Source organism: Chromohalobacter sp. (genome assembly GCF_039830575.1).
GTDB classification, from domain to species: Bacteria; Pseudomonadota; Gammaproteobacteria; order Pseudomonadales; family Halomonadaceae; genus Chromohalobacter; species Chromohalobacter israelensis.
Window position 1 is genome coordinate 1 of the sequence record NZ_JBDOOX010000005.1, and the last position, 12430, is coordinate 12430.

A 12430-nucleotide genomic window follows, 5' to 3' on the forward strand; every position below is an offset into this window, starting at 1 on the left:
GCTGATTGTCTGTAACGGAAATTTGGGTAGCAGGCCGACCTCGCTTTGCCATGATACCTCCAGCAGCACAGCGGAATTCAGTATCAGGATAGACTATATTTTTGATACTTACTTGCGGAACACCACATTAGACTCTCCATCGAAGAACGCTGCCGGGCACCGTGCCCTGTGGCGTTTTTCTTTTTGTTCATCGTGTTTCATTCATCACTCAAGAGGAAAGCAAGGAATGCTCGAGTGGCTAAACAATAACAGTGGCGCGTTAAGTGCCATCGCCAGTTTTTGCACGCTAGGCGTGTGGCTGTTCTACGCGCAGTTGTTGTATCTCGGCTTTGCCCGTCAGCGGCGGCCGCGCATTCTCATCAACCGGGGGCGCAGCAAGTCGCCGGACGGCATGTGCCTGGTGAGCAACATGAGTTCGGAGGCGATCTTCGTATCGCACGTGGTGGGGGTGCTGCATACGTCGCAGGGGGAATACGCCTGTGACCTGACCGACTACACGCGCACCGACGACAGCGACGAAGGGCGAAGGGAAGAGCACGCCACGCGCCAGGGTCCCCTGGGTTCGGGCGATTATCACCAGATATGCTCGTTCCGGGAGATCATCGATCACATCGCCGAGGGCCATGAGCTGGATATCGACCGGGAGACGCTGACGCTGGAAGGTGAAACGCTGAGGATGCTCGAGATCCGGTTGATCGCCATTTATGGCAGCGAGAACCGTCCGCTGGGCGCCTACCGGTGTTTCATGCTGGAGAAGCAGGACCTCGATCCGCACATCAAGAATCAGGACTGCCTCATCGTGCCGACCTCGTTCGACACGCACCGCTTGTCGCGGCGCTGGCATCAGAAGCGGATTCGCCAGTGGCTGGAGTCGCTGCCCAACAACTGAGCCCGTTCGGTCGAGGCCGGCATTCGTATTCACGGAGCGGGCCTCGACCAGCGCACCGGGTGGTCTGCTCCGCAGCAGGGCGGCTGATGCCGCCCTGCCGGCGACACCAGGGCCTTGCGGCACCACGACGGATCACGATACCGCTACCGGCCCTGCCAACGACGCGATCGACCTGCATGTCGACACGGCTTATCGATACCACAAACGAAACAGGGCCCGCCGAAGCGGGCCCTGTTTCTTGGTGCTAGCCATCGTTGCCGAGTGGCGCCGAGGCTAGCGCCTCTTAATACCGGCTGAGAACAGCGCGCTATTTAGGCAGGCTTGATGTTGGAAGCCTGGAGGCCTTTTTTGCCCTGAGTCACGTCAAAAGAGACCTTTTGACCGTCTTGCAGGGACTTGAAGCCTTCAGCCTGGATCTCGGAGAAGTGAGCGAAGAGATCGTCGCCACCGTCTTCCGGAGAAATGAAGCCAAAACCTTTAGCGTCGTTGAACCACTTAACTGTGCCAGTAGCCATGTTTCGATATCCTTTACGCGTTGCGCTTTCAATTGCCGGGTGTTACCCGATTACAGTGGGTAAGACAAATAAGCTATACACCAGACCATCGAGGGTATCGACTACTACTGACCGTATGCCACTTGCTAACCTACTGAGCACAGCTTGCGCCTTTGCCGAGGCCCTGTCAACGTTCTTTCGACAACATATTTTGAGCCTGGCCTCTCCCTCTCGCCACAGCCCCTGTCACTGGGCCTGACGCAGCTCGACGATGGTGCGCAGCAGCGTGGCGACATTGCGGCTGGAGAGCTGATATTCCTGCATCAGTTCGTGCAGGCGTTCCTCGAATGCGGGCGATGCGTCCTGCGAATCGGCATCTCCACCGCCGATGTCGCGAAGCGCGGATGCGAGCGCATCGTCGAGTTCACGAAACATGCGAAGTTTTTCACGTTCATTCATGGAACGTGAGGATGACTGACGATTGTTTTTCATAAACATGTTGGAATCATCGTTAACGTTCTAAAAAAAAGCGAGCCACCTCCCTGGACACTTTTCAGGCCAGGCGAGGCCTGGACAACGCACGAAACTGACGGTGATCGAAGAAGGTGCGCCGTGGACGGCGCAGGCGCCGTGGCTCGGCCCGGGTGTATAGATGGTGGCTAATGCCTAAAGTTCAATACCGCGTGTTGCGCCACGCCGGGCTCGGCCGTCAGCGCGAGGAGGAAGAGACCGTCTTGGCGATATCTTTCCCCGCCAGCCGGGAGAGAAAGTCATCCACCGGGCACGGCCGGCCCAGCAGGTAGCCCTGCCCGATGGGGCACCCCAACCCGCGCAGAATGTCCAGTTGCTCCTGGGTCTCGATGCCCTCGGCCACTACGGTGAGCCCAAGCCCCCGGGCAAGGTCGGTGATACCCTTGACCAGCAGCTGGCTGCGCTCGTCGTCGGCGATGGAATCGACATAGACCTTGTCGAGCTTGACCTTGGTGAACGGCAGTTCCTTCAAGAAGCGCAGCGAGGTATAGCCGGCACCGAAGTCATCCAGCACCAGCCCGAAACCGTGCAGGCGCAGGGTACGCATGACCTGACGCACCTGCCCCAGGTCTTGGGTAGCGACGTGCTCGGTCACCTCGAGTTCGATGCACTGCGGCGCAATGCCGTATTCCTTGCAGCGTGCCAGCAGCCAGTCGGTGAAGCGCATGTCGTCGAAATGGCGGATCGAGAGATTGATCGCCCACACCAGGGAGCGCCCGTTGGCCATGCCCTCCTTCGGCCACATGACATTGTGCGACAGCCACTCGAGCATGGCGCCGAAGACTTTCTCGTCGAGCGGCACGATCTGGTGGCTGGCCTCCGCCACGGGGATGAACTCGCCCGGTGAAATGGTGCCCAGGGCCGGGTGATGCCAGCGTATCAAGGCTTCGGCGCCGACCAGTTCACGCTTGGCAAGCCGGTATTGCGGCTGCAGGTACAGCTCGAAGAACGGCGCTTCCTCCTCCAGGGCATCGGCCAGGGTCTCGGCCAGAATGCGCCGCCGCTCGGCGGTCTTGAGCATGTCGAGCTGGAAGAATTGCGGCTCCGTGCCGGCGCTGGCCAGGACCTGGTCGGCGGCGTCCTGCGCGGCCTGCAACAGCGCCGTGGGCGTCTTGCCATGTTCGGGGGAAATCGCCACGCCGATGCGCGGTTCCAGCCGGTGCGGCACGCCGAGGACTTCGATAGGGATGTCGAACTCATCCTGATAGCGCTGCGCGGTGGTCATGGGGTCTTGCGCGCCCGAGGCCATGACCACGAACACGTCATCGGAGAGCCGCGCGGGATAGCACACGCCACCGCAGGCGCCGCGCAGGCGTTCCGCCACGCACTGTGCCGCCACGTTGGCGTATTCGACCCCGAACTGGGCCCGCAGGTGACGCAGGGAATCGAACGCCAGGTAATACAGCGAGACGGCGTAGGCGTCTTCCATGAAACTCTGCAGGCGACGCTCGAGCAGGAAGCGGCCCGGCAGATCGGTCACCTGGTCGTTGCGCATGGCGAGCCGACGACGCTGCCGCAGCGTCTCGCGGCGCCATGCCAGACAGCCGAGGAGCCCCCCGATGAGCAGCGCGCCCGCCGCCAGGCCGAAGGCGAGCCACGTCCAGTGGCGCTGCGCGATGATCGACTCGGGCACTTCCAGCCAGCTCACGTCGTCGCGGGCGGCACCGCGGATCCATTCCCGAGCGCTGTAGAGCACACTGGGCGGACTCGAGGCAAACAGGCCCTCCCCCAGGTTGAGGGTGGTCGCGGAGGAAAACAGCTGGCTTTCCAGCGCACCGGCCATGGCGTCGGGCTCGGGGAAGATGCCGCCCAGACAGCCATGGCGCAACCATTCGCGCTGATAGCACCAGAACTGCCAGCCATCGGCGGCCAGGGCCTGTACACGCCGCAGGTTATCGCGGGTAATCGGCGCCGAAAGAAATGCCTGACGCGGCTGGCCTTGTTGCTGACGGCGTGCCGTGAATTGCGCCACCGCGCCCTGGTCGGGCCCGGCCAGGGGGAGCCAGGTGTCACTGAGCGAGGAGGTGTCGAATGCGGCATGGGTCGCGCCCCCGCCCGAAGTGGTCTCACCCTGGCGGCGGACGCTGGCCACGATGGCATCGCGGCGCGCGGCATCCACGTACCACAGCGCCAGCGGCCCGGCCTCGGCGCGGCGGGCGCCGAGCGCCCAATGCAGGCTGCGCTCGGCGTAGGTATCCAGCGCGACGTGCGGAATACGGTTGTCCTTCAGCCATTCGCGCAGTGCCGTGTCGCGAACGCCGTATGCCACCGCATGCGAGTTTTTCATCGGCGGTGCGAGCCCGCGGTAGGCGCGCACGGCAGCATCGTGCATGAGCACGACATATTCGTCGCTGGCTTCGCTGCCCACGGGTTGGCGGTGTGCCATGGTCTCGCGCCAACGGTGCAGCATGGTCGATGTCGGGAAACGGTCGTCGCCCAATATCTCGAGGGTGACATTGGCCTCCCCCACGCGGCTCGCCAGCCGCTCGCGCAGATCGGCCAACAACGGCGCATCGCTTTGCAGGGCCAACTGGCTAGGCACCACGATCATGGCATTGGCCGGCGGCTCGGCGGCCTGGCCGGGCACCGCCTGCCAGTACGTCACGCACATGAGACAGGAAGCCATCACCATCCGCGCGAGGCCCCGGAGCTCAATCGTCATTGCCAGTCGCCACCGCCCCTTCGTCGCCATGCTCTTGGCTTCTTCCCATCTCACGTGCAATCTTCCTTCCCCATCCATTCATCACCGGCGCACGATGCCGGCGGCGCTCTCGTTATCGTGTCTCACAGTCTCAGGCATGATGTTTCTTCCATCGTAGTCGAGAAAATCGCACCCGACTGGCAGATGCAATCAAGGAACACGCTGGCATGGGTGGTGAGGACCTCGGGCGTGCCGGGAATCCGCAAGCCCAGCAGATATTCGCAGCCCTTTGACGCCTTGCAACCCGCTTAGCGAGCCGCACAACGAACAGGTGTGGTTGATGCATGCCTCACGACCCTTCAGAAAGATGATGTCTGCGTGATCGCAATAGGATCCCAGCATCGCCTTTAGTTGCTTCCTGCCAGCATCTAGTACCGACTTGCCAGTGCGGGTCTTCGCGAGCTTGGTGGACGAGGCATCGCCTACTACGATTTCCCAGTGTTGATCGGCCAGCCGGCGGGAGAATTTATGCAAGGCGTACCTGCGGCGATTCTTGACCTGGCGTGGAGGGACTTCACTCGGCGCTTGCTGCGAGCCCTCTGGGTGGCAGCTTGTTTTCGAGATCGCGGTAGAAACGGCCGTTCTCCAGCTTCACGCCGTCGCTACGGGCCGCCACGTCCTTCAGGCCCAGGTCGACGCCGCCCTGGTCGATAGATAACCGAGCCTGCATTTCGACCACCATATTGAAGTACCAGCGGCCTCAGATCTCCTCGTTGAAGCTGCCAGAACGAAACTTATACTGGCGAAGGCCAAAGCTGTTCCTGACCTTGAAGTGCTGGCCGTTGCCGTTGAAGAAAGGGGAGCGAGTCAACGCTGTTCAGAACGGGTCAGCGGCAACAAAAAAGGCTGATGCCCGAAAGCATCAGCCTTGTCATATAGGCGCGTATGGCCATGACCCGCCCGTCGCGATACATGCGACAGGCTATCGAGGCATCACTCCTCGACGCGCACCAGCCAGGACTCGACGGTGTCATTGCCGTACTCGTCTTTCCAGGCCTTGAGCGTTTTCTGGTTACCGCCGCGAGTTTCCACGACTTCACCGGTATTGGGGTTCTTGTAAATCTTCAGCTTGCGCTTGCGACGACCAGCGGTATTGGTCTGCGTCGCCGGCTTGGAGCGCGATTCCGGCTGCGGATCGAGCATTTCGATCACGGCGGCGGGAGACTTGTCGTACTCTTTCATCAAGGCTTCGAGCTTTTCCTTGAACTCCAGCTCGGAGGTAAGGCGCTGGTCCTTTTCAAGCTGCTGCAGCTCTTCGCTAAGTTGCTTGAGCAGCTGCTCCTTTTTCATGTACTCGCTCAACAGAGACATTCTATACCTCAAGACGGTTGATTGGGATGCAAGTGCATTATCGCTACTTATTCGCCCATTGCCAAGTCCTGCTTCTATCTTTTATATCATACCCGTTTATTCCGTTGTAGTGTCCTGGCTCTCATGCGCTTCGAGACTTTTCCATGAAGTGCGACTATCTTCCCACTCCCTCGCTATACTTCGCCTCCCCAATACGGGTTACCCCCCTTCCCAATACGGGGCGAGCCAGATTAAAAAAGACGGGAATATGTCGGGATTCATCAACTAACGGGGGCGAAATCGTGCGCACCTGCTCCATGGAGCAGGTGCTTGTTCGTTCGAGCGGCCCTTTAAACAAGATGATTGCGGCCGTGTTGCCATGCTTTGCGCTCTGAGCGCTACTCTTTCTGAGCGCTACGCTCGCCGAACGCTACGCTCGCCGAACGCTATCGCAACTCGCAAGAATCATCGACAGCGTTCGGGATCATGCGTTCACAGTCGGCGTTCAAAGCTACCGTTGCCGATCACAATACATGGCCTCCGCTCATAACCACCGCTCACAACCACCACTCATAACCACATCGCCGCTAGCCAACCGAAGGCGATCAGCGGGATGTTGTAGTGCAGGAACGTGGGGACGACCGAGTCCCAGATATGATCGTGCTGGCGGTCGACGTTGAGCCCCGAGGTCGGCCCCAGCGTGGAGTCGGAAGCGGGCGAGCCGGCGTCTCCCAGCGCGGCCGCGGTACCGACCAGGGCGACGGTCGCCATGGGCGAGAACCCGAACTGCATGGCCAGCGGAACGTAAATCGCGGCGATGATGGGGATCGTCGAGAACGACGAGCCGATGCCCAGGGTGATGAACAGACCCACCAGCAGCATGATGATCGCGGCAAGCCCCTGGTTGTCGCCGATCATGGCGAAGGCATTCTCGACCAGCGTGTCGATCTCGCCGGTGGCCTGCATCACCGAGGCGAAGCCTGCCGCCGAAATCATGATGAAGCCGATCAACGCCATCATGCGCATCCCGCTGGTGAACAGATCGTCGGCCTCGCGCCATTTGAAGATCCCGCCCAGCGATAGCAAGGCAAAGCCGACCAGCCCGCCCACGATCATCGACCCGCTGTAGAGCTGGATCGAGAGCGCGGCGACGATGGCGACGACGGCCATGACCAGGCCACGGGTGTGCAGACTGACGTGCTCGTCGTGATGCGGCACGTTGCTGGTGACGACGTCACGCGCTTCATAATCGCGCGGCTTGCGGTAGGACACGAACACCGCGGCCAGCAACCCTAATGCCATGCCGGCCACCGGGATCCCCATCGCCAGCGGGACCATGCCGCGGGTCACCTCGAGCCCGACGGCCTCGCCCGCCGAATTGATGTTGGCCAGCAGGATGTCGTTGAGGAAGATCGCCCCGAACCCGACCGGCAACAGCATGTAGGGTGCCGTCAGGCCGAACGTCAGAGCACAGGCGACGGCGCGACGGTCCAGTCGCAGCGAGTTCATGATCTTGAGCAGTGGCGGGATGAGGATGGGAATGAAGGCGATGTGCACGGGAATCAGGTTCTGGGAGGAGATCGCCACCAGCAGCACGGCCCCGAGCATGATGTATTTCACCGCCGCCCGGCGTTTCTGAGACGCCTCCTGCCCAAGCAGGCGAATCAGGCGCTGGGCCAGCAGATCGGGCAGGCCGGAGCGCGAAATGGCCACCGCGAAAGCCCCCAAGGTGGCATACGCCAATGCCACCTTGGCACCGCCGCCCACGCCATCGTTGAACGCCGCGAGCGTGTCCTCGAGTCCCAGGCCACCAACCAGGCCTCCCACCAATGCGCCCACGATGAGCGCGAATACGACTGATACGCGCGCCAGCGCCAGTCCCACCATGACCAGAACGGCCAGAATCACTGCATTCATTGCGTTTCCCGTTGTCTTAGGCTGTGCACGAAAACTGCCTGCGCTCGGTCATACCACGTTAAAAATCAGCTCGCGCGCGAGTCCGATCAAAGTACTCATTTACCCCCCGTAAACTCGTGTGCGAGCCCAGTCCGTCTTTTCGCTGATTTTTGCCTTGTCTGACCATCGCTCGCCGATTTTTCGTACATAGCCTAGTTCCGCTGCGTTTGTTGAAGCATCGACGCCGAAGGCGCCAATCGGCTCACGAAAAGTTCGGGATAGTACCAGAAGTCGACACCGAAACGTCACGGCCTTGCCATCGTCGTGTCATGCGGCGGCGGTAGAAAGGAAGTGCGATACTTGTATCGCTAGACAAGGGACACTGTCGTTAAGCGCGTTAGGGACGCATGTTGGGCAGGATGCCCGCAGGAACCGGCCGAGCCGGTGCGTCGGGAAGACGCCAAGGGAGCGCTGATGATTACGCCACGACACGGAGGCTCCGGGTCGTGGCGATTTTATTGCCAGGCACTGTCTGAAACCGTCTGAAAGAGTGGTCTGCGTACGCGCCGACATCGCGCGTCGACTTTTCGGACGACGCCTACGCTTTGTCGGAAAAATGCCTGCGCTTGTCCATACGGCGTTAAAAATCGGATCAAAATGCTCATTTACACCGTGTAAACTCCGCTTTTTCACCGATTTTTGCCTTGTCTGGCCATCGCTCGCCGATTTTTCAGACAGAGCTTAGCAGTTGCCCTTCTTCGCCTGCCCCGGCGGACAGAAGTCGCCGCCATGCCCATGGTCGCGATCGCGGTGGTCATGGTCGTGATGACCGTCCCCGACTTCGACCACGGGCTCGGGGTCGATGCGCGCCGGCGTGTAACTGCATGCCGTCACGCTCAATCCCAGGCCGACGAGTCCCACCAGCAGCATCGGTCGCCATGAAAATTGCATCGTCTCTCTCCTCTTGCCAGTCCATGGGGCTATCGTGCGTTCCCTCGCGAGGCAACGCGCCATCAGGGTGCCACAGCCTCCGCCTTTTCGGGCACCGCATTATCCTCATCCGAGGGCAGATCGTCACCCTGGGGCTCGCTGTCGCCGGCTCTTGCCGACGCCGTGTCGCCTTTATCGGCGACCCATAGAAACGCCGGATCGTCTTGCACGGGATCGTCATCGACGCTCGTGTCAGCGGCCATGGCAACGCTTCCCATGGCGAAGCCTATCAGGATCAAGGATCCCAGAACGAGACGCCCCGGCCGGAGGCCTTCGCCACCGAGGCTGCTCGCGCTCCCTGACGTTCCGATTCCACGCTTCGACATGACGCTCCCCTGACTGACCTTGCCGCGATGGGCATGAAAAAGACTGAACATGACTACTTGAACATATGCGCACCTTAGCAGCTCAACCCCCACTTCACCATGCACCCGGGACCGTCGTTCCGGGCCTCGAAGGGGGCGCTGCCCTGCCCGCCAGCGAATCCCATAACGGTACGCATTAGATATCCCCCTCATTTTCATAACACCGGTTTATGTATCCGATGTGTTTCGGTATGATGCGCCCCATAACGAGAAATCAAGAAAATTCAGGGAACTTCTGAACCGTCTCCCGCTACACGGCCCGCCAAGCATGGCAATCGCCCTCGCTCACGGGGCGAGTGTGCTCATGCGCGCCCATGTACGGACTTTCGTACGACTCCCGGTTCGTTGTTTCCCTTGGCGTCAGTTTGCATGGGCAAACCCGCCCTTCCTATGACTCACGACCCTAAGCAGGAAACGGAGAAAAGAAAGTGACACAACGATCATTCAAGGCAGCTGGCCTCGCATTCGGCGTTACCAGCACACTGGCATTCGCCGCACCGGCATTGGCACAACAAGACACCCAAGCCATGCAGCGTCAGCTGGATGCTCTGCGCGCCCAGGTGGAGCGCATGGAGCAGCAGCTCGAAGCCCAGCAGTCCACGCCGGCGGCGTCCGACAGCCAGGACGTCGCGCAGACCCGTGAGCTGGCCGAGGAAAACCGCTCGCTGCTCGAGTCGATCCAGAACTCGCAGATCAGCGGTACGCTCCAGCTCAACGCGACCTACAACGACTGGGATCAGGTCGACAAGGACACTGCCGGCGACATGGACTTCGGCAAGTTCGTCCTCGCCCTCAACGGTGAGCACGGCAACTTCCTCTACGGGTTCGATTACCGCTTCTATGACGGCTACCAGTTCCTGAAGAGCGGTTGGATGGGTTACCAGGCCACCGAGAACGATACCGTCAAGGTGGGTCTGGTCCAGACGCCGTTCGGCAACATGGATTACGGCTACCTCGGCTGGTACGGCACCCTGCCGTATCTCTCCGGCTTCAACGACAACCAGAACGCCGGTATCAAGTGGGATCACACCCAGGGCGCCTGGGACACCTCGCTGGCCTTCTTCAAGAGCGACCAGCTGGGTGACAGCAACGAGCATTACGGCGCCAACCCGGTCGGCAGCAGCGACCAGGGCAACTCCGCCGAGAACCAGCTCGCCGGCCGTGTCGCCTACACCTTCGGTCAGGGCACCGACTACACCACCGAGGTCAACTTCTCGGCCAAGGGCGGTCAGCTCTACAACCAGAACACCAACGAGAGCGGCGACAACTGGCAGGCCGCTCTGGGCTTGAACGGCAGCTACGGCAACTGGTACACGCTGCTGCAGGCCACCGCCTACGAATATGACGCCGAGAACCCGGACGAGTCGGTCAGCGGGGTCTCCGATGACGTCATTCAGATCGGGGCGTTCAACTTCAACTATCTGATCCCCGCCGAAGGCCAGATGTACTCCGCCAGCCTGGCGTACAGCATGAACGTCGACTGGGGCGACATCGACAACCTCTACTTCTACAACGACTTCAGCTACATCAGCCCGAACGGCGATTACTCGCCGAGCGGCGATGGCGGCGATGTCGACAACCCGATGCTCAACGATCTGGGCATGAAGGTCACCGCCGGCCCGTACTACGCCTGGTTCAGCGTCATTGCCAACAAGAACGCCCTCGGCTACTTCGGTTCGCCGACCGACGGCGACTGGCACACCAGCGTGCAGTCCAACTTCGGCTTCAACTTCTAAGCGTCATCGCTTAACTAGCTAATTCTATTTAGCGCCCCGCTCCCAGGAGCGGGGTTTTTTGTGCGTGACACCTGCCTCTTTGCACCGCTTCATTCGATATCATCAATTGAATCGAAACTTCAAAAATTAAACCGATTCAATTCAATAAGCCCATCGTTCAACGACTTATACATCAAATGCGTGTTCTCGACATGACCTGAATCAAGCACTCAGGAAAATACGCATATTCACAGAAAATAGTCTTTAACTTACATTAGCTTACTGTTTAAAATGTGGACTCCATAAAAAAACGGCATGACTTTCAATGTCTATAATACCAATGCAGGGAAAACATACCGTGTCGCTCAAACGGCGCTGTGCGGTACAGGTATTGATGGCCGCCGTCGTCACCGTTGGCGTGGGCTGCTGGATCGGCACCATGCGCTGGCCCTGGTACCTTGAGGCTGGCGCGCTCCTGGCACCGCTGTGCCTGCAGGTTTCTCTGGCGCTGATGGGACTGGAACGCCACCTGCTGCGCCCCATGCGCAGTTTGTCCGAGCATGCCCGACGCCTGCATGAGGGCGATAATTCCCACTTCATGATGACCACCTATCTTACCGAACGCCAGGATGAAGTCGGTGAGTTGGCGCGTCAGTTCCAGCACCTGGTGGAAGATCTCAAGAATCACAACGCGCAATTGCTGGAACAATCGCTGATCGACCCGCTCACCGGGCTGGGCAATCGTCGCATGCTGGAATATCGCCTGGATGTCGCGCTGCCCCTGACACGACGTCTCGATTGCACCGTGTCGGTGATGATGATGGATGTCGACCATTTCAAACTCTACAACGACCATTACGGCCATCCGGCCGGCGATCAGTGCCTGGTCCAGATCGCCGGGGTGTTACGCGACACCTTTCGACGCGAGACCGATATCGCCGTACGCCTGGGTGGCGAGGAATTCCTGGTCCTGCTCATCGACACCCCCAGCGACGAGGCCCTGCGGCTCGCCGACGCCATGCGCGGCATGATCCAGGCGATGGGGATTCCTCACGAGCGCTCCCCCAGCGCCGAGGTCGTGACCGTCAGCGTGGGGGTGGTCACCAGCCCGCCCGGGGTCAGCGCGGATATCGACAGAATGGTCGCCTGCGCCGATGAGGCGCTGTATGCCTGCAAGGCCTCGGGTCGCAATACCACGCTGGCGCGGACGCTCAAGGTCCAGGAGGCGTCGCTCGTCGCCTGCGATTAGGCCTTTTGCGAAGGTGGTCCGCTTCCTCGCCGACGTTTCAGACGCGGCCTGGGCCCTTCTGCGCAGCGTTCTTTCGCCTCATCCGCCGTTTCCCTCCTGCATCCGATTCCCTTGCACGTCGTCGCCGTTACGTATCGGTACATCGGCGTGTTGGCACGATGCCCAAAAAACTGTATATAATTACAGTATAAGATAGAGGGCATCGCATGGCTTCCCCTTGCCGCCCTCTTATCGTTTTATTTATCTATTATTTTTAAAAATCGTACTTTTCCTCTATATTTGGCTCATATCGTAATAGAAGGCGATCAGT

11 protein-coding genes are annotated in these 12430 nt (G+C 60.2%); 3 read left to right on the forward strand and 8 right to left on the reverse strand.

Translation table 11 applies throughout. From position 1 onward, the window contains the following. The first annotated feature begins 226 nt into the window (after positions 1-226). Positions 227-889: a hypothetical protein gene (locus ABGX75_RS03125; protein ID WP_347410978.1), complete on the forward strand. Its 663-nt coding sequence runs from the start codon at positions 227-229 to the stop codon at positions 887-889. 311 nt (positions 890-1200) lie between these two features. Here ABGX75_RS03125 and ABGX75_RS03130 read toward each other — a convergent pair whose 3' ends face one another. The 8 genes from ABGX75_RS03130 to ABGX75_RS03165 all read right to left on the reverse strand — a co-directional run bounded on the left by ABGX75_RS03130 (position 1201) and on the right by ABGX75_RS03165 (position 8994). Continuing rightward, a complete protein-coding gene (locus ABGX75_RS03130; protein WP_011506967.1) occupies positions 1201-1404 on the reverse strand; it encodes a cold-shock protein in 204 nt (67 codons plus the stop codon). Between the two features lie 225 nt (positions 1405-1629). Continuing rightward, a complete protein-coding gene (locus ABGX75_RS03135) occupies positions 1630-1818 on the reverse strand; it encodes a hypothetical protein (RefSeq protein ID WP_224114205.1) in 189 nt (62 codons plus the stop codon). 274 nt (positions 1819-2092) lie between these two features. Then, positions 2093-4576 (reverse strand): GGDEF domain-containing phosphodiesterase, encoded by a 2484-nt coding sequence (locus tag ABGX75_RS03140; protein ID WP_347410977.1) that lies wholly within the window; start codon positions 4574-4576, stop codon positions 2093-2095. 553 nt (positions 4577-5129) lie between these two features. After that, entirely contained in the window at positions 5130-5297 is a 168-nt protein-coding gene (locus tag ABGX75_RS03145) for a hypothetical protein (RefSeq protein ID WP_156961517.1), read from the reverse strand. Between the two features lie 251 nt (positions 5298-5548). Next, on the reverse strand, positions 5549-5926 hold the full coding sequence (locus ABGX75_RS03150; protein WP_035412583.1) for a histone-like nucleoid-structuring protein, MvaT/MvaU family: 378 nt from the start codon (positions 5924-5926) through the stop codon (positions 5549-5551). A gap of 549 nt (positions 5927-6475) precedes the next feature. Beyond that, complete coding sequence (locus tag ABGX75_RS03155; RefSeq protein WP_035412580.1) at positions 6476-7822, reverse strand: Na+/H+ antiporter family protein; 1347 nt, start codon at positions 7820-7822, stop codon at positions 6476-6478. Between the two features lie 720 nt (positions 7823-8542). Beyond that, positions 8543-8752, reverse strand: a complete 210-nt coding sequence (locus tag ABGX75_RS03160) for a hypothetical protein (protein ID WP_240673339.1) — start codon at positions 8750-8752, stop codon at positions 8543-8545. 62 nt (positions 8753-8814) lie between these two features. Further along, complete coding sequence (locus tag ABGX75_RS03165) at positions 8815-8994, reverse strand: hypothetical protein (protein ID WP_347410976.1); 180 nt, start codon at positions 8992-8994, stop codon at positions 8815-8817. Positions 8995-9584: 590 nt separating this feature from the next. Between ABGX75_RS03165 and ABGX75_RS03170 the strand changes: the two genes are divergently transcribed. Both ABGX75_RS03170 and ABGX75_RS03175 read left to right on the forward strand, forming a co-directional pair. Continuing rightward, a complete protein-coding gene (locus ABGX75_RS03170) occupies positions 9585-10892 on the forward strand; it encodes a hypothetical protein (protein WP_287123999.1) in 1308 nt (435 codons plus the stop codon). A 337-nt stretch (positions 10893-11229) separates the two neighbouring features. Further along, on the forward strand, positions 11230-12120 hold the full coding sequence (locus ABGX75_RS03175) for a GGDEF domain-containing protein (RefSeq protein WP_050934512.1): 891 nt from the start codon (positions 11230-11232) through the stop codon (positions 12118-12120). The last annotated feature ends 310 nt before the right edge of the window (positions 12121-12430 follow it).

What these genes read in the sequence shown, in the direction of transcription:
- ABGX75_RS03125 (WP_347410978.1), top strand. Translation starts at nt 227, where the DNA reads ATGCTCGAGTGGCTAAACAATAACAGTGGCGCGTTAAGTGCCATCGCC.
- ABGX75_RS03130 (WP_011506967.1), bottom strand. Translation starts at nt 1,404, where the DNA reads ATGGCTACTGGCACAGTTAAGTGGTTCAACGACGCTAAAGGTTTTGGC.
- ABGX75_RS03135 (WP_224114205.1), bottom strand. Translation starts at nt 1,818, where the DNA reads ATGTTTCGTGAACTCGACGATGCGCTCGCATCCGCGCTTCGCGACATC.
- ABGX75_RS03140 (WP_347410977.1), bottom strand. Translation starts at nt 4,576, where the DNA reads ATGACGATTGAGCTCCGGGGCCTCGCGCGGATGGTGATGGCTTCCTGT.
- ABGX75_RS03145 (WP_156961517.1), bottom strand. Translation starts at nt 5,297, where the DNA reads ATGGTGGTCGAAATGCAGGCTCGGTTATCTATCGACCAGGGCGGCGTC.
- ABGX75_RS03150 (WP_035412583.1), bottom strand. Translation starts at nt 5,926, where the DNA reads ATGTCTCTGTTGAGCGAGTACATGAAAAAGGAGCAGCTGCTCAAGCAA.
- ABGX75_RS03155 (WP_035412580.1), bottom strand. Translation starts at nt 7,822, where the DNA reads ATGAATGCAGTGATTCTGGCCGTTCTGGTCATGGTGGGACTGGCGCTG.
- ABGX75_RS03160 (WP_240673339.1), bottom strand. Translation starts at nt 8,752, where the DNA reads ATGCAATTTTCATGGCGACCGATGCTGCTGGTGGGACTCGTCGGCCTG.
- ABGX75_RS03165 (WP_347410976.1), bottom strand. Translation starts at nt 8,994, where the DNA reads ATGGCCGCTGACACGAGCGTCGATGACGATCCCGTGCAAGACGATCCG.